Source organism: Nostoc sp. TCL240-02, from assembly GCF_013343235.1.
In the GTDB taxonomy this organism is placed as follows: domain Bacteria; phylum Cyanobacteriota; class Cyanobacteriia; order Cyanobacteriales; family Nostocaceae; genus Nostoc.
In genome coordinates, this window is the sequence record NZ_CP040094.1 from 7,687,449 (window position 1) to 7,705,375 (window position 17,927).

Genomic DNA, 17,927 nt, shown 5'->3' on the forward strand with positions numbered 1-17,927 from the left:
ATATGAAGTTGCTCAAACTAAACTAGGGGAGGATGTTAAGTGATACGCTCATTCTATAGTCTGTCAAGTAGTGTTACTTAACATTGGAGAATATACTCATGCATATATTGATGCAGGCAGCAGATTCAGTTGCAACAGGTGGTGGTCATTTTCCCTTTGCTTTCACCTTGGTGTATGTCGTTGGTTTTATTGCTGCTGTAAGCATTGGTTCAATAGCTTGGTACAACTCGAAACGCCCCGCAGGTTGGGAAAGCAAAGAGCGTCCTGATTTTGTGCCTAAAGTTGATAAAGAAGAAACTCCGGGTGTGGGGAAACCGAAGTAATAATTTAGTCATTAGTCATTAGTCATTAGTCATTAGACTATGAACTTTTGACTATGATTAGGTTTGTACGTCAACCCAACGACGGTAAAGCTTTTGAATTTGTTTGAGAAGTTTAGTCTGAATCGGTTGAGTTGAATCATTTGGCTTTGCTATATCTTGCAATTCTGTCAAGAGTCTAGCTTCTTCGACGGCGACTTCGCCATCGCTATAAATTAAGCCACTGATGGCTTCAATCAGATTTTCACAATCTTCAAGGCTGGGGCGATCGCCTAAATACTCCCGCACCCAGTCATAACATTCTTTTGGCTGTACAGGAACTAATTCATATAGCCAAGGCTTAATTTCTGGATCGTTAGCCAAACCTTTTGCTTGAGCTATTTCGCGGAGATATTGCCGTTCTTCTGGCTGGATTCTGCCATCAATCCAGGCTGCTCCAATCAGGATTTTAACTAAGTTTTTGACATTGGAAGGGGTAACCATTGCTGCCTCCTCTGGTAGATTCAGGCCACCATCAAATCGTACAATCCCAAACAGTATTCACTCGGAATTATTGGTTTTTCTTAAGCGAACCATAAAAAAGCCATCCATGTCCTGTCGGTGGGGCCAGACTTTAAACCAACCTTGAGGGGTGCTATATGCAGAAGCAGCCAACTCAATGCCCCTTGGAGGCTCAATTTGCCAATGAGGAGACGCAGCTAAAAATGCCGAAATCACTTCTTCGTTTTCTGCTGGATGCAATGTACAGGTGGCATAAACTAGTACACCACCAGCTTTGACAAAAGTTGATGTATGTGTTAATAATTCTTTTTGCAGCACCGAAAGTTCCAGGACAGATTCTGGTGTCTGCCGCCAACGAGCATCAGCATGACGGTGCATGGTTCCTAACCCCGAACATGGAGCATCAAGTAATACGCGGTCTGCGGTGTTTTGAAATTGGTTGGAATGGCGGCTGTCGCCAGTGTAAATTTGGATAGATTGTAAATCTAGGCGTTGAGAATTTTCTTGAAGTTTGCGAAGACGAGAAGCGGTGCGATCGCAAGCCCAAATTTTCCCACTATCTGCCATTAACTCAGCAATGTGGGTTGTTTTACCCCCTGGTGCAGCACAGGCATCAATTACCACCTCACCTGGTTGGGGGTCGAGCAAATGACTTACCAATTGGGCACTAGCATCTTGTACAGTCCACCAACCTTCTCTAAAACCAGGTAGTTTTTGAATTGATCCAGTATTACCAATAAATCGTAAAGCTTGGGGTAAATCAGGAATCCGTCTTACCAAAAGACCAACAGATTGCAAAGCCGCCTCAACTTCTTCGATTGAAGTGCAAAGTGGGTTGATACGCAAGTCAATTGTTGGTGATTGGTTCATCCATTCACACAGTTGCTCTGTCTCGGTCAAACCCAGTTGTTCTAACCAGACTTGAATAATCCAGTCAGGAAAACTGTGTAAAATACCCAAGCGTTCCACTGGGTTTTCTGGAAGTTGTAACGGATCAAAATGGGGAACTGGGGACTGGGGACTGGGGACTGGGGACTGGGGATTGATTATTTGCCTTGTCTCCTTGTCCCCTTGTCCCCTTATCTCCCCTACTCCCCTGCTCCCCTGCCCCTCTGCTTTTCTGAGATACTGGCGTAATAGACCGTTAACAAAACCCGTAAGTCCAGAAAAACCATTTTCTTTAGCGAGTTGGACGGTGGTATTAACAGCAGCAGAGGCGGGAATACGCTCTTGATAGCGCAGCTGGTAGAAACCCAAATGCAAGATGGTGCGGAGGTCTTGTGGTTGTTGGTGAGATTTCTTTTTGGCGAATTGATCTATGAGAGTATCTAGAGTGCGCTGCCTTCTGACGCTTCCATAAACCAATTCTGTCACCAATCGGCGATCGCTATCAGGCAAATTAACTTTTTGCAGTACTCTATCTAGGGCAACATCAGCATAAGCCCCCTTATGAACATCTCGCAGGGCGATAAAAGCTAGTTGACGGGGGTTTGTCATGGAAACATGAATCAGGAGTCAGGAGGCTTTTGTATTCTAACTCCCAACTCCTGTACAGACGCTATTAATCGCGTCTCTTCTAACTTCCCTATCTAGGCATATACGGGTCTACACTAGCGATTTCAAACTCACATGCTCTAGAAACCTGTTCTGCTGGTAATTTACCAAAGCTGATTAATGGCAAATAAGTGGGGTTTGCCATCAGTTCTTTCGCCAATAAGAACCCAGTAATTGTCCAAGTTTGATATTTCCTAGCTTGTTTCCCAATCAGTCGCCCTTTCTTACCGTCATAATATTCTGGCCATTGATCTGTACTGAGCCGTCCTTGAGCAGTTTGAATAGCCTTTTGTGCAAGACTTATTTTGTTAGTTTTCACAGCCGCAGCTGCCAACATCCACATTAAAACTGGCCAACTACCAGCATTATGATACGACCAAGGGATATTTTTGGGGTCACATCCAGTTACAATTCTGTATTCTTCATGTTCTAAAGCTGGGAAACAAATTTTCATCGGCATATCTCCCACCAAATCATCCCATCGTTCCTCAATGAGAGTCATAATTGCTTGTGACTGTTCTTCGGTGGCTAAGTCTGAAATAATCGCCATTAAGTTTCCGAGTGAAAAGAAGCGAGTATCTAGCTGCGACGGCCCGACATTACCCGCTAAATAACCACCTTTTTTTGGCAACCATTTATCTAATTCATAATAGGGAACAGAATCTACATATATGTTGAACAAATTCACAGCACCTTTACCATATTCTTCACTTTTGAAGCGATAAATTTCATTCAGCCGATTAATATCTATCCAATAATGCTGGCGAATATGAGCGCATAAAAGAGGCAACCTGTTATCAATGGCTGCAACAATATCGGAATTCCCTTGACAAATTAGCAGTTCACGAGATGCACGCAATGCCGTGTAAAAAAGAACTTGCAATTCTAAAGGATGCCCATAAATGCCCATACGACGGTCAATCATACAAGCACCATCTGGAACCAATAGCGTTGGATACATATCAAAGCGATTCGCCAAACAGATTTCCATGATTAACCTGATCCCATTTTGGAATTCAGGTTGATAAGCTAGAGAAAAATCTTCAGTGGCGACTACATAGGCACGTAACAAAATAATCCACCATAAACAAGAATCAACAGGTGTAACTCTAGCGATCGCATGTTCGCCAAAGTCTGCTTCTAGATATTCTTGCCCATTGTCTGATACAACTTTGAAGCTAGCTGGTATTAATCCTCTTCCAGGCTTATAAGCATCTAATGCCTTTTCTTTAGGCTGTAACTTTAAGGTTTCTTCTAAGAAATTACGAACAATATCTGTTCTACCTTTGATCAGAAAAATTAGAGCTGAAGAGACAAAATCCCGAACAAAGCACTGGTCATAATTGAGAGCCTCTACAGATGCATCATAAGCGGCTACAGTACCAACGGGGCGGCCTTGATAATAGAGAATTGATTTTTCTAGTGTTAGCCACGCTTCTTCCACTTCTTTGAAATTTTCAGTAGTTTCCAATTCGTTTAGGTGCATCGCCAGAATAACTCCATTCGGGTTGTGAATTTGTGGTAGATGCGTCTTCATTCATGATTTTTGCTATTCTCAGCATAACAAAAAGGATTCTTTGAATAGCATAATTTGGAGAAAGTTAATCAACTAACAAGAAATAAATCTGCTGAAATTTTTGCAGCCTTATTATTAGTTAATTGCCCTATAATCGATTACTACATTAGTGAACTATAGTTGTTTTTATTCACCCAGAGTAGTAATGTAATTCTTCAAACAGTCACACAAGATATATTTTTGGATTATTTATTGTTCTGTTTCATGTCCAGAAGCTTTGCTTTACCAAACAAAAATATATTTTCAGTGCTGTTTAGGGTTTGTGTGAAGTTAAAACTGGTTGCAGTATATTTACTTGAGTAGGATTAGTTTTTGACACTAAGAGGTCAGATTATTCCCCTATAAACTAATAATTTATAACTTTTCTTCAGAATATGCAAGATGAGTTCTTGAAAAATTTCAAATGTCAATACTTCTCAAGAGTTAAATATTTTACCCTACTGACAGATGACATGGAGTGTTTATAAGAGTAGTTCTAACAATAGTTTTTAATAAAAATAAACCGCAGAGGCGCAGAGAAATCAGAGGAAGAGAGATTTGTGAAATAGTGAAAGCCCTTCAGCAAGTTCACTGAGGGCTAAAAATAATATTTGTACCAGAGGTGCTGTGCAAAGTTTAAATTTAATCTTGCACAAATCTTGTAATCAACTAAATTCAAGGGTTTGACTCACTGTGGTTAAGAGCTTTCCATGCGCCGTATCCAACATAGCCAACTGCTGCTGTTGCGGCTACTGGAAGTAATACCGGAGCCGCTACGGCTGAACCAACCGCAGCCCCTGCTCCTGCTAGAACTGCCGTGTGTCCCGTAGCCATCAGCGTCACCACGCTGCCCGAAGCCACTCCCGCAGCAAATGCCGCAAGATTTCCACAGTCACTATCCTGCTCACATTTAATAATTGCAATATCTGCCATAGCTGGAGCAGGTAAAATTGTCAAGGCGCTAATTACTATAAGCAGCATAACTATGCACATCGAAATTAGTCTTTTAGCGCTTTGAAATAAAGGTTGCATGGGATTTTTTGTCTTAATTTAATTTTGATAAATCACAGAAGCAATCTACCCCAGCTTAAAAAACAAAACCTACAACGACATCATAAATTTCCGCAAAGCAGAAAAAAGCCAAAATCCTCAAATCCACCAGTTTATTTATGAAGTTTAAACTATTAGTACAAATTTTTAGTTTGCTAAACTCATCACTTCACTAACATATCTTCAGTTTCTTTCTCTGCGTCTTGGTAGTTCGTATCCTCCAGCGTACTTCATATCACATCAACTAGAAATCGTGCATTCCATTATCCAAACTCAAGATACTCAATAATGGTTCCATCAGGATGCATCGCTCGCATATTCGCTCCAGTGGTAACTTTGTTCGGTTCCGCCAGAATCACAGCACCCTGCTGAATAAGTGCTTCTTTAAAATCATTGAGTGAGTCCACAAGAAATGTTGCGTGTGTACTCTTGAATGGAGAGAGTGCTTCTGCCGAACCAGCAATTAAAAGAATAGAACCCACACTTGCGAGTTCCAACTCAGACTCGGAATATTGAAACCACAACCAACATTTTTCTGTAAAAAGGTTCTCATAGAAAGCGATCGCCTCATCCAAGTCTACCGGACTAAGATAGACTCTGGTTAATACTTTAAGAATTTGCATTGCAAACTGTCTATTAGGCAGCTAATGGATTTTGTTTTGCTTACTCAGCAATCATAGTTAACTAAGATCGATCAAGAAATAGTCTATCTTCAACTTGAAAAGGTCTTCAACTCTCTGTTCACCTAGCTCTTGATAATGTTGTTCGCAGTCAATCAAAATACATTTCATTTCTACTCCTTTAGCCCCACATAAGTCATCTGTATAGCTATAACCAATATATATACATAGATTTTGCAACAGTACCTAGTTTTAGGAGTATGTCAGAGAAAATAGCAGGAAGATGTTTTCTGATGCCATCTTGAATTAATGTCTCTACAAGAAAAAATACGTCTGATATTCCCATACTATTTAATTAGTAATACATCAGGTGTAGTTTAAATAATTACAGATTCCGAATTACGAATTGTTTTAAATTTTTTCCCCTGTGCGTAGATAAAATAATTATCTGTCACTTTTACCTCAGCCTGAAAGCCTGCTTTTTTTAGCTTATCCTTAAGTTCATCTGGCTGATAAAAAATTTTGACAATCTGAAATTCTTGACCATTATTTAATTTACGGGTTTTATATATGTTTCCGTCGTCTTCAAGGATATGATTGTTAGCTGTGGATGTCGGTTCAAAGGAAGAGTCAATGATAAATACTTCCCCACCAAGGCGAACAGATTGGTAGACTTTCGTCAAAAAAGAATCGAGTAATTTTGGCGGCACATGAGATAGCCAAAAGGCGAAAAACACCAAATCATATTCAGTGTCAGGTTGCCAAGTAAATAAATCAATTAGGTGATATTCAACACTCAGTGAATTTAACTTCGAGCGATTAATTGCAATCATTTCTTCAGAGGCATCGATCACAGTAATCTTTTTACCGATCCTTAAAAGCTCTTGCGTCCAGATACCTGTTCCAGATGCTAACTCCAAAATATCATCCATCAAACCAATTTGGTGTAATGTATTTTTTATCACCGCTACTTCATTAAACCAGCGCTGGTTTATTTTGGGACTGTGATCGTAGCGTCCTTTCCTATAGAACCACTCATCATATTCATTGGCTCTAGCGCGATAGTACTCAATCTGTTGTTGAAGAATATTATCTATCATCGCGTCCTTTCTGATCCGATTGAATTTATATTTGACACTGCTATGACTTTCAGTAAGATTTTTTTCTTCCGCGAATAAACTTGCATTTCATCTGTAATTATGTGATATTTTTATCATTCCATAATAATACGGTGAATCAATAAACTTACCGTATATTTACCGTTTAGTCGCTAAAATCTGATATTTATTTACCCCTGAAAGCAGAATGAAGATGTTTACTAAGTTCTCTTCAAGTCGATTTTTGGGTATGGCTTTTGCCTTCCTCCAAAGGTTCAAACAGCAAAGAATCCACACCTTTTCCCTATTATTTGCATTGGGACTTAGCTTAACTTTGGCTATCTCTGCTTGTTCTCCAAGCGCAAGTAACAATGGAACAACTCAGACAGCTACCCCCAGCGCTGTAGCTAGCGGCACTACAATTCGTATAGGCTACCAGAAAGCGTCAACTGTCCTCTATGCACTGAAAGCGAGAGAAGAATTAGAAAAAGCCTTTGCAACTTCAGGATCTTCCGTAACTTGGTCAGAATTTCCGGCTGGGCCTCCAATGCTAGAAGCATTGAATGCAGGTAGCATTGATTTTGGCTATACCGGAGAATCACCACCAATATTTGCCCAAGCTGGGGGTATTCCTCTAGTTTATGTTGCCTACGATCCTTGGAGTCCGAAAGCTGAAGCCATCGTAGTACCCAAGGATTCACCTATTAAAAGTGTGGCTGAACTCAAGGGCAAAAAAGTTGCTTTTGCCAAAGGTTCTAATGCTAACTACCTATTGGTGAAAGCGCTCGAAAAAGCAGGGGTACAGTACAGTGAAATCCAGCCAGCAACTCTCCCACCCGCCGATGCTCGTGCTGCCTTTGAAGGAAAAAAGGTTGATGCTTGGGCAATTTGGGACCCATATTTAGCCGCAGCAGAAGCAGCAACAGGCGCACGTATTTTAGCAGACGCAACGGAATTAGCTCCCAATCGTGGTTATTATCTAGCTGCAAAATCTTTTGTTGATGCCAAACCTGATGTTTTGAAAATAGTTTTAGATAGGGTGAAAAAAGTTAGTGGCTGGGCAAAAAATAATCCTAGTGAAGTTGCTAAACTTCTTTCCCCTGCTTTGGGTATAGATGCTCCTGTATTGGAAATAGCAGAAAAGCGACGTGAATATGATGTACTTCCGCTCACAGATGAAGTGATTACTAAACAACAAGAGATTGCAGATACCTTCTACAAAATTAAGTTGATCCCGAAAGAAATCAAAGTTAAGGAAATTGTTTGGCAAGGAAAAGTGAATAATTAATAAATAATGATTTTTGAATTCCGAATAATGTTACAAGTTAACATAACACGTTGAAAAGTTATAGCGGTTATCAGTCTACTTCAGTACAGTAGGAGAGAGCAATTCTACTGATAATTGGTGGTGATGAAAGCCTACTCTCTCGACTTGCGTCAAAAAATAGTTGATGCTTATGCCTGCGGTGACATTTCCCAACGAAAACTGGCTAAAAACTTTGGTGTCACCTTAAGTTTTGTGCAAAATTTACTCAAACGCCATCGAGAATTGGGGATGATAGGCCCCAAGGTGCGGACTGAGCAGACAGCAACAAAGTTGAATGCTGAACAGTTAGAAATCCTGCGCCAACTCGTCATAGCACAGCCCGATGCGACGTTAAGCGAATTGCGGGAACGACTTTACGAGAAAACAGAGGTCTTAATTGGGGTAGCTACGGTGAATCGGATGGTTCGCTGGAAACTTCACCTCAACCTCAAAAAAAAAGTCTCCACCTCACAAAAAAAGGTAGTGATGAAGTCCAACTAGCCCGATTTGAGTACTGGAAACTCTTGAGGGGGATACCCGTCGAAGAGCTGATTTTCTTAGATGAATCGGGAGTTAATCTGTCCTTCATCCGCAAATGTGCCCGCGCCTTGCCTGGCCTTCGGGCCTATGCTCAAAAGCCCAACCGCAAAGGGAAAAATGTCTCGGTAATTGGTGCAATTAGCTTGAAAGGACTGCTCACCCAATGGAGTGGCTTAGGTTCTATCGATGCTTTGACTTTTGATGCCTTCATCGCCCAAAAGCTCGTACCCAAACTTTGGCCTGGTGCAGTGGTGATCATGGATAACTGCTCAATCCATAAAAGTGATGAACTTGAAGCTTTGCTCATCGCTGCTGGCGCTCATCTCATTTATCTCCCCCCCTATTCTCCCGATTTTTCACCGATTGAGAATTGTTGGTCCAAGATTAAGAACATTCTCCGTCGCATCGGTGCAAGGACATACCCTGATTTACTCCAGGCATTAGATACGGCATTCGCAGAAGTGACAATAGAGAATTTGCTGGGTTGGTTTACTCACTGCTGCTACTGTACCTCACAAGACTGATAACCGCTATATTATGCCTTTGTTAAATTCCAAAAATAGATTTTTCGGTAAGCTTAATAGCCTAAATTTAAGTACTAACCAGTTAAGTTCGTTAGTTATATTTGGTATATTATTCTCTCTGGGAACTAGTATTGGTGTAGCACAAGTCAAAACAACACCTAAACCGGGATTCACACTGCAACTTTTACATACTTCCGACCAAGAAGCAGGTGTTCCAGCACTGGAGGATGCACCAAACTTTTCGGCAGTGTTGAATGCACTTAAAAATCAGGATGCTAATCGTGACGGTAAGCCTGATTATCCTAATACCTTAATCCTTTCATCTGGAGATGCCTATATTCCCAGTCCCTTCTTATTTGCTAGTGATACAGTTTTTGGTGGACAGGGAAGAGGAGATATTTTAATTTTAAATGCTCTAGGGTTTGGTGCGATCGCCTTTGGTAATCACGAATTTGACTTAGGTACGGGTGTTGTTGCCGATTTACTCGGTGCTAAAAAAGATTACCCAGGTACAAATTTTCCCTATCTCAGCACAAATCTAGATTTCAGCACTGATAAAGACCTGGCAAAATTAGTTACTGCTGATGGACAAGAAGCAAGTAAAATTCCTAATAAAATTGCCCGTAGTACCATCATTACCCTCAATGGTGAAAAGATTGGTGTAGTTGGGGCGACAACCCCCACTCTACGGACGATTTCTTCTCCCGGTGGTGTGACTGTGTTGCCTAAAGAATTTAATGATCGTAATGCCGCAGACATCGCCGCCTTAGCTGCTGAAATTCAAACTTATGTCGATGCACTGCTGACAAAAAACCCAGATATTAATAAAGTTATTCTGTTGGCACACATGCAGCAAATTGCTATTGAGCAAAAGCTAGCAAAATTACTTAAAGGAGTAGATATTGTTGTTGCTGGTGGTTCTAATACCTTACTAGCCGACAAAACAGACCGTCTACGAGTCGGTGATAAATCTGCTGGAACTTATCCAATCCTCACAAAAGCAGCAGATGGTAATCTGATAGCCGTAGTTAATACGGATGGAAACTATCGTTATGTTGGTCGTCTAGTAGTTAACTTTGATGCCAATGGAGTGATTATTCCGTTGAGTATTGACTCCAAAATCAGTGGTGCTTATGCGACTGACTCCCAAGGTGTAGCAACTGTCGGTGGGAAACCTGATCCTAAAATTGTCGCCATTACAGAGGCACTTCAAAAAGTGATTATTGCCCAAGATGGTAAAATTTTTGGGAAAACCAACGTCTTCCTCAATGGCTGGCGTGGTGATGTCCGTACACAAGAAACCAATTTAGGGAATTTGACAGCCGAAGCTAATTTAGCGATCGCCAAGCGGTACGATCCTAAGACAGTCATTTCCATCAAAAATGGGGGTGGTATCCGTGACAATATCGGTATCTACACCTTTCCCCCAGGTTCGACTCGCTCACAAGATGTTATCAAACTACCACCTCAAGCAAATCCTGTAGCAGGTAAGAAAGCAAAAGAAATTTCCCAACTTGATATCACCAATGCGCTACGATTCAACAATGGCTTGACTTTAGTTACTCTGAGTGCAACAGAATTACTGGCAGTGATTGAACATAGCGTAGCAGCGATCGCACCCAGCGCTACCCCTGGCAGTTTTCCCCAAGTAGCGGGATTAACCTTTAGCTTTGACCCAGATTTGCCAGCAGGTAAGCGCGTTAAATCCCTTGCTATCAAAGATGTTCAGGGCAAAATTATTGATGTAGTAGTTAAAAATGCAGAGTTAGTGGGTGATCCTCATCGGATCTTCCGCACTGTTACCCTCAATTTCCTTGCAACTGGTGGCGATGGCTATTCTTTTCCGAAAACAGAACAGGTTGATTTGACATCAAAAGATGCTGATAAGAGCAAACGCACAGGTTTAGCCACCTTTGCTGCTGATGGTTCGGAGCAAGATACATTAGCCGAATATCTAGCTGCTAACTTTAAGCAGATTCCCTTTTCTTAAGGGGATGTGCCACCCGCAGAAGATACTCGCATTCAAAATCTCAAATTGCGTAAAGATATGGTGTTATCAGATTAATTATTTGTGCCTACTTATTTAAAGATGTATAAGTTTGCCCCGGCTTGGGAGAACGAGCAAATAGTATTTGGTGCTGCGCGACCTGGATACACTAATAAGCAGGTTCAGGATTGGATACAATTCATGAAGTCCCAAAATATTAAGCGAGTTTGTTGCCTTCTTCCCAATCAATAACTAGCTCATTACTCTAATCTTCTGGATAGCTACAAACAAGAATTTGGTAATCAGCTAGTATGTTGGGCACCAATTGTAGATTTCCATCTATCTGATTTAGAAACTCTCACACAGAAAATACTTCCTTTCTTAATAGAAGCAGATAAACAAAATCAGAAGGTAGTTGTACACTGCTCTGGTGGAATTGGACGTACTGGACATATATTAGCAGCATGGCTAGTTAGTGTCCGAGGATTATCAAATCAAGCTGCGATTGCTGCTGTCAAGAAAACAGGTAGAAATCCTTATGAAGCTGCATTAGCTGCTGTGTTTATAGGTAGAAATCCGTTGAAAGTTGTAACAGAACTTGACTTGCTTCTAAATGATTGCCGTCTAGCAATACATAAAGTTTTTTGATTTTGCTATCAACCTGTTTAATCAGTCTCTTGGCGAGGTAAATTCTATGGCAATGGTTCTAGATAAAGTAGTTCCTTTTGGGAGATCAATGGATGAATATATAAAAATATTCAATTTAACAGACGTAGATTTAAATAAAAAAATCCTTGGAATTGGGGACGGCCCGGCAAGCTTTAATGCAGAAATGACACGTCAAGGTAAAAGTGTAGTTTCTGTTGACCCACTATACCAATTTTCTGGTGATGAGATATTGCAACGATTTAATGAAGTGGTAGATAATATCATTAACCAAGTCAAGGCTACATCGAAAGATTGGGTATGGGGCTATCATAAATCTCCAGATGATTTGCGACACAATCGAGTCAAAGTTATTAGAGAATTTCTGTCTGATTATGAAAATGGCAAAAAAAGCAACAGATACATAGTCGATGAGTTTCCAAAATTAAAATTTAAAGATCAAGAGTTTGATATAGCCCTGTGTTCACATTTATTGTTTTTATATTCAGACCATCTCGATTACAACTTTCACCTAGATTCTGTAGGTGAGATGCTACGAATTGCTAAAGAAATCAGAATATTTCCCCTGGTAACTTTAATGTGGAACCATTCTCAACATTTAGATGAAATAGTCAAACATTACACTTCAATGGGTTACAAGATTGATATTGAAAATGTTGAATATGAGCTACAGCCTGGTGGGAATAAAATGTTGAAGATAACCAGAGATGTTTAGAAAATTCATAATTCGTAATTTTCAGTAATTACATTCTGATTACCAAGAAGGATTTTTTTACAAGCGGTCAATGATTCAATAATTTTTAATGCGATCGCACCGATCACTACAATCAGCGTTATTATGTAGCATTTCTACCAGGAATGGACATCAGTGTCGCTGTTACCAAGTTGCATTCATGGTCAGTATACTTTGCTGCGATGAGCGATACTCTTGCAGAGTCACTTAATGAACGTTACAACAGATACCTGCATCAGTTGTTCTTCTACTGAGTAGAATTTGCTGTTGGGAAGTGGCATGAGTTGAAAGGGCTTGTAAATGGTTGATGAACGCCAAGATTTAAAGGTGTTGGAATGTGGTGGAGTGAGTCCGGTTTTAATCATTTATTATATTTACGACTAGCTTGGGTAAATGGACGCTTTTGATAACTTATTTCCAGATTCTACTTTGCCATCCCCTAAGCGCTAGATGCGCCCTAATGCTTTTAGATGAAAAAATAAAGGTATATATAAGTTTCAAAATTATTACTTTCGGATAATTTAATTTCAAATAAATATCCTTATAAAGAATCATATAGGTATTGAATGCCTATGTACGTAAGTGAGGTAATTATGTCAATTATAGCCAAACAACAAGAGTTATTTGTGGAGATACCTTCAGACCAACAGCAACATCTGTCTGGAGGACAATTCTTTTCAAGAAGGCGACGTAATAGCGATATGCGAGGTAATCCTGATATTAGAATCACCGGGAATTTGACTACTGCTAATGGGGATCAAATTCCCATCCTAGTTTTAGGTTTTAGGCTTGACCAATAGTAACCTATGACTAGAGATAGCAGAGCTAAAGCTTTGCAATTCATACGGAAATAAGACTGATATAATTCACTCTATATAAATTAGTTTTTGAGAGAGTTGTAGTAGTCTTTAATGTTTTCCGAAATTATGAAATCAATGAAATGAAAGCGAAAAGTGGATGCTAATGATAGCTTCCACTTTTTTTACTAGGCAATGAGATTGAGTAAAGGGAAATGAGCAATTTTTTACAGATAGACATGAGCTAAATCTGGACTAAAATTAGATATGCAACTCAACAATTTTTATTAATCCGAGGATATTTAAAAATATAAATCAAATAATTCAAGAAAATTTTGGCAAAGCGATCGCTCTCCAAACCACTAGATGCGATCGCGCTTTTAGCTATATGTGTAATATGCTTAGGCGTAACCTAAACTAGACATGACTGTTTACATTACAGCAGGTGATCTCTAACCTGCTTTAACACCACAATAATTACACAATTAATTCTAGATTAATATTTTTTTCAATCCAGGCAATACCTTTGGGGAGAATTACACAGAAACGATTCTCATAATGGATAAGTGCTTCATCATCTAATGCTTTCAAAATTTGCGTTCTATATCTACTTATATTTGTATATTTAATCCATTTCGTCAAATCTGAATCACTAATTTTATCTGGCTGTTTATAGTACAGAATAATTAAAGTTTTATCTTCAGAATTTAGTTTTGTATTTTGAATTCGTATAAAACCATCAACTTCTGTTATCAAAGGTATTTTTGTTTCGTTAATGCTTGCAACAATTTTTCTTGCTTCATCAATACTATTAGTATGATAATTACGTATAAGTTCAATTAAAATCCAGTCTGCTGAATGTGCTACAAGTAGAGAATCAGAGTAATTTGGATCTACTTCCCCGCCCACATGAGCAACATTCCTTTTATTTCTAATATCAAGAAGAACTCTTGTTAATTGAGGAATAAAAAACCGGATACCCTCTGGTAAATTCGTGTTGGAAGTAACACGATTGATTATTTTCTGAGTATCTAATTGTTTTCCAAATGGTGTAAAACTACCCGTATCTAGAAATTCAATTAAACGTAGAATGCATTCACTAAAACGAGCAGCATTTAATTCAGTTGGACGAAACTTTTTTAGAAAAAAGTTTTGTTTAATATTTTGATACTCATTAAGCAATATAATAAGAATATCTTTTGGCAGCTTAGAAGATAAAGCTGTTTCAATATTGGATCTTTGAATACTCACAATTTCTATAGTTACTGAACAGTATCTTCGTTAAGCCATTCTTCTACAAGACTTTCAGCTTCAGATGTAAGATAATATAAATTTTCATGAGTACGACCAAAGTATTTGCTGTAGTCTTTGGTGTTAGTCAAGGCTTTCGTAAAATTATCTTTTTTCACTGAAACAGTTTGATATCTTTTGGTGAGGTACTCGTATGCTAATCCTGGTTTCACAGCGTCTTGAGTTTTTAATTCTTTGATAATGTCGTATAAGGCAAGAAGGGCATACTTAACACCAGTATCTAATTTTCTTACATCGAAGCTGTCAAACCTTGATGGTAATTGAAGCCACTCTTCGATTTTTTGAGTTTCTTCTTTTGTTATCCGAGAACTTCGACTAGAATTCTTCCTAGTTGACTTTGAATACTCAAAACCAGTAATATCTTGGTTTTGCATTTCTACAAGAATTTTATTTACTTCTGCACGTCCACTAGGATTAACTTTAAAAGTTCCATCAGATTTAATAAAGAAACGGCTTGCAATATCATTAAGATGTGTTGAATAATTTTGATCGTATACTCCATTTGTTTTAGCAGCTTGATTCAAATGTTCCTTATTAGGAACTGGTTCTTCGTGAAGGAAGTTATAAGCCCAAACATAAAGTAAACTAAATCTTTGTTGTTGAGCCTTTTTGTTCTTGCCCTTGTAATCAGGGTTAATTGAAATAAGAATACCCTGTCCATCTTTTTCAAAGTAATTTGAAGGGGCATTAGTTTCAATATTACTTTGAACCGTAGTATTAATAATTCCTTCCTGCAAAGGTTTATCATAGCTAGACTGTGCTTCTTCTAGTGGTTTCTGAAAAGGAGGTAAGACCGGCTGTTGTTCGCGAGTTACAACACGCTGAGAATTTGTCACTTGAGTTAAAGGTACGTAACCTCCCATAACAGATGCAACTTTATCAATTGAAGTATCAGTAAAAGATAAGCTGACTTTCCTTGAATAATGGCTATCCGATTGTTCTTCTTCCAGAGAAAAATTATTCATAGAAGCAGAACTAGGTTGAGGTATATTCATGAGAGTTCCACAACTGAGGCACTTACTTTTACCCTTAAGTAGATAAGCACCACATTCTAGATTTAGGCACTTTACTTGCTGCTCACAACTAACACAGAAGTTATACGCCTCATTAATTGGAACATTACAATATGAGCAGTTCTGCACGACTTTATCTTCTTAATTTTTCTTTATGTATTTAATAGTGAACACGTAGCTTCTATGTAATTAGTCATGGTTGAGCGTAATTATTACACTGACAATCCCAATCAACACGAATATCCCAAGATAACCTTAAAAGTACTATTAGAACAAGTGCGTAACCACTTTTTGATAAAAAAGGCATTTATCAGCCTCAGAACCCAGAAAAATACGGCGTAATTAAACTTGATAGCTATCAAGAAAGACACTAAATACTAAAAGCTGTCAACTCAACTCCGCAAATTGGCTATGAATTCAGAACAAGCTAACAAAACAATCCGCATTGGAGTATGGTTTCGACGGATTAGTACGAGCTGCTGCCAAGGTACTTACTGGCAAACGGAAAATGATTTTAGCCGTAGCAGTAGATCAAAAAGGCTACACTTACCCTGCTGATGCCTTAAATACTGAGTTTCGTTTTACTCCGATTCAGATTTATGTAACAAGTCTATTGACTTTAGGCAATTGTATTGAGAAGCTAATAGTTAGTTTAACTAAACAATGTAGGTGCATCAAACTTGTGACAATACTGACGGGAAAGATAAATCGATCGCAACCTGCTAACGAACCAAAACCGTTGATTCTGGAAACTCAGGGACTCACACGCCGTTTTGGCAAGTTAACCGCAGTTAATAACCTGAGCATATCTGTAGAAGAAGGCGAAGTGTTTGGACTGCTTGGCCCCAATGGCGCAGGGAAAAGTACAGTTATTAAGATGTTGACAACCTTGTTGCCTATCAGTGCAGGGAAAGCAACCTTAGCTGGCTATGATGTGGCTCGTGAATCTAATCCTGTGAGACGGGCTATCGGCTATGTACCCCAAGCGCTGTCTGCTGATGGTAGTCTCACGGGTTACGAAAATCTCTTAATTTTCGCCAAGCTGTATGGAATACCTGCCAAAGGACGCGATCGCCGCATCTATGAAATTCTAGAGTACATGGGTTTGCAAGATGCAGCGAAACGCTTGGTACGAAACTACTCTGGTGGGATGATCCGCAAGCTGGAAATTGGCATATCAGTTCTACATCAACCCCAAATTTTGTTTCTTGATGAGCCGACTGTCGGACTAGATCCCATCGCTCGAACTCAAGTATGGCAACTTGTACTACAACTCTGTGCTGATTACGGCACAACTATATTTTTAACAACCCACTTTTTAGAAGAAGCGGATAGCTTATGTAACCGAGTAGCGATTATGCAGCAAGGTGAAGTCGTTACTACAGGTACACCAAGCGACTTAAAAGCTTCTTTAGATAACCCAAACGCAACTTTGGATGATGTCTTTATTCACTATACAGGCGACCAGTTAACATCAGGAGTGAACTACCGTGACACAGCAAGAACCAGACGTACTGCTCAACGGTTGGGTTAAAGCACCACCCACTGTCCGAGTAAATTTGATCTCTGCAATTAAAGAGCTAGTTACGAAAACCCTGGCGATCGCAGAATTAGAAATACGTAAACTTCGCCACGATCCCACTGATTTAGTCGTTCGAGCTGTGCAACCAACCTTATGGCTGCTAATCTTTGGGCAAGTTTTCACCCGAACTCGCGCGATTCCTACAGGGAACTTACCCTATTTGGACTTTATTTCTGCTGGCATCTTGGCTCAGAGTATTCTGTTTGTGGCAATTTTTAGTGGTGGGATGACGCTAATCTGGGAGCGAGATTTAGGCATTGTCCATAAATTTTTAGCTAGTCCTACGCCTCGTGTGGCGATGGTATTGGGCAAAGGTCTAGCATGTGGGGTACGGTGCTTATCTCAGGTAATATTCATTTACGGATTAGCATTTTTATTAGGTGTCAAACTAAATCTTCATCCCCTAGCTATTCTCCAAGTACTGCTGCTAGTCATAATGGGGGCGGGAACATTTTGTATTTTTTCATTAATTATTGGCTGTTTGGTGAAAAGCCGAGAAAGGATGACGGGTATTGGACAATTGTTAACCATGCCGTTATTTTTTGCGAGCAATGCCATCTATCCGATCTCGTTGATGCCCAGTTGGTTAAAGTTCATTTCCCATTTAAATCCGTTGACTTATCTGGTTGACGGGTTACGCAGCACTATGCTGTTGAATGGCACTAGCATCTATGGCTTTGGTCTGGATTGTACAATTCTCTTATTCACATTAATAATTTTGGCCATCCTTGGTGGAAAACTTTATCCACGGGTGGCCATGTAACTAGGAGA

17 protein-coding genes and 2 pseudogenes are annotated in these 17,927 nt (G+C 39.5%); 11 read left to right on the plus strand and 8 right to left on the minus strand.

Annotation, left to right across the window (positions count from 1 at the left end; all coding sequences use genetic code 11):
- The first annotated feature begins 98 nt into the window (after positions 1-98).
- Positions 99-323 carry a hypothetical protein gene (locus FBB35_RS32985; RefSeq protein WP_174713342.1) on the plus strand — a complete coding sequence of 75 codons (225 nt, stop codon included), beginning with the start codon at positions 99-101 and terminating at the stop codon, positions 321-323.
- Between the two features lie 57 nt (positions 324-380).
- Here FBB35_RS32985 and FBB35_RS32990 read toward each other — a convergent pair whose 3' ends face one another.
- From FBB35_RS32990 to FBB35_RS33015, 6 genes are all read right to left on the minus strand, one after another.
- A complete protein-coding gene (locus FBB35_RS32990; RefSeq protein ID WP_012410962.1) occupies positions 381-803 on the minus strand; it encodes a TerB family tellurite resistance protein in 423 nt (140 codons plus the stop codon).
- A 57-nt stretch (positions 804-860) separates the two neighbouring features.
- Positions 861-2,318, minus strand: a complete 1,458-nt coding sequence (locus FBB35_RS32995) for a 16S rRNA (cytosine(967)-C(5))-methyltransferase (protein WP_174713343.1) — start codon at positions 2,316-2,318, stop codon at positions 861-863.
- Positions 2,319-2,406: 88 nt separating this feature from the next.
- Positions 2,407-3,861 (minus strand): glycoside hydrolase 100 family protein, encoded by a 1,455-nt coding sequence (locus FBB35_RS33000; protein ID WP_174713855.1) that lies wholly within the window; start codon positions 3,859-3,861, stop codon positions 2,407-2,409.
- 744 nt (positions 3,862-4,605) lie between these two features.
- Positions 4,606-4,911: a hypothetical protein gene (locus tag FBB35_RS33005; protein WP_174713344.1), complete on the minus strand. Its 306-nt coding sequence runs from the start codon at positions 4,909-4,911 to the stop codon at positions 4,606-4,608.
- 332 nt (positions 4,912-5,243) lie between these two features.
- Entirely contained in the window at positions 5,244-5,603 is a 360-nt protein-coding gene (locus FBB35_RS33010; protein WP_114085223.1) for a VOC family protein, read from the minus strand.
- 374 nt (positions 5,604-5,977) lie between these two features.
- Positions 5,978-6,700, minus strand: coding sequence for a class I SAM-dependent methyltransferase (locus tag FBB35_RS33015; protein WP_174713345.1), 723 nt, complete (start codon positions 6,698-6,700; stop codon positions 5,978-5,980).
- Positions 6,701-6,911: 211 nt separating this feature from the next.
- Here FBB35_RS33015 and FBB35_RS33020 point away from each other — a divergent pair, with 211 nt between their 5' ends.
- The 8 genes and pseudogenes from FBB35_RS33020 to FBB35_RS33050 all read left to right on the plus strand — a co-directional run bounded on the left by FBB35_RS33020 (position 6,912) and on the right by FBB35_RS33050 (position 13,253).
- Positions 6,912-7,985 (plus strand): sulfonate ABC transporter substrate-binding protein, encoded by a 1,074-nt coding sequence (locus FBB35_RS33020; RefSeq protein ID WP_174713346.1) that lies wholly within the window; start codon positions 6,912-6,914, stop codon positions 7,983-7,985.
- Between the two features lie 123 nt (positions 7,986-8,108).
- A complete protein-coding gene (locus tag FBB35_RS35295) occupies positions 8,109-8,504 on the plus strand; it encodes a transposase (protein ID WP_254625668.1) in 396 nt (131 codons plus the stop codon).
- A 23-nt stretch (positions 8,505-8,527) separates the two neighbouring features.
- A complete protein-coding gene (locus FBB35_RS35300; protein ID WP_254625604.1) occupies positions 8,528-9,067 on the plus strand; it encodes an IS630 family transposase in 540 nt (179 codons plus the stop codon).
- Between the two features lie 13 nt (positions 9,068-9,080).
- On the plus strand, positions 9,081-11,057 hold the full coding sequence (locus FBB35_RS33030) for a 5'-nucleotidase C-terminal domain-containing protein (protein ID WP_254625767.1): 1,977 nt from the start codon (positions 9,081-9,083) through the stop codon (positions 11,055-11,057).
- A 99-nt stretch (positions 11,058-11,156) separates the two neighbouring features.
- Positions 11,157-11,702: pseudogene (locus tag FBB35_RS35305) on the plus strand (dual specificity protein phosphatase family protein).
- A gap of 46 nt (positions 11,703-11,748) precedes the next feature.
- Positions 11,749-12,435, plus strand: a complete 687-nt coding sequence (locus FBB35_RS33040) for an SAM-dependent methyltransferase (RefSeq protein WP_174713347.1) — start codon at positions 11,749-11,751, stop codon at positions 12,433-12,435.
- 301 nt (positions 12,436-12,736) lie between these two features.
- A pseudogene (locus FBB35_RS33045) lies at positions 12,737-12,903 on the plus strand (ISKra4 family transposase); the annotation flags it as partial.
- A gap of 143 nt (positions 12,904-13,046) precedes the next feature.
- Positions 13,047-13,253: a hypothetical protein gene (locus FBB35_RS33050; protein ID WP_174713348.1), complete on the plus strand. Its 207-nt coding sequence runs from the start codon at positions 13,047-13,049 to the stop codon at positions 13,251-13,253.
- Positions 13,254-13,727: 474 nt separating this feature from the next.
- Here the strand turns inward: FBB35_RS33050 and FBB35_RS33055 are convergent, their stop codons facing one another.
- Both FBB35_RS33055 and FBB35_RS33060 read right to left on the minus strand, forming a co-directional pair.
- On the minus strand, positions 13,728-14,501 hold the full coding sequence (locus FBB35_RS33055; RefSeq protein ID WP_174713349.1) for a hypothetical protein: 774 nt from the start codon (positions 14,499-14,501) through the stop codon (positions 13,728-13,730).
- An 11-nt stretch (positions 14,502-14,512) separates the two neighbouring features.
- Positions 14,513-15,556, minus strand: a complete 1,044-nt coding sequence (locus FBB35_RS33060; protein WP_174713350.1) for a hypothetical protein — start codon at positions 15,554-15,556, stop codon at positions 14,513-14,515.
- Between the two features lie 700 nt (positions 15,557-16,256).
- On the opposite strand from FBB35_RS33060, the gene FBB35_RS33065 reads away from it, so the two are divergent.
- Together FBB35_RS33065 and FBB35_RS33070 are read left to right on the plus strand one after the other, a co-directional pair.
- A complete protein-coding gene (locus FBB35_RS33065; protein WP_174713856.1) occupies positions 16,257-17,108 on the plus strand; it encodes an ABC transporter ATP-binding protein in 852 nt (283 codons plus the stop codon).
- Complete coding sequence (locus FBB35_RS33070; protein ID WP_174713351.1) at positions 17,065-17,919, plus strand: ABC transporter permease; 855 nt, start codon at positions 17,065-17,067, stop codon at positions 17,917-17,919. The genes FBB35_RS33065 and FBB35_RS33070 overlap by 44 nt, the downstream gene beginning before the upstream one ends.
- Positions 17,920-17,927: the final 8 nt, after the last annotated feature.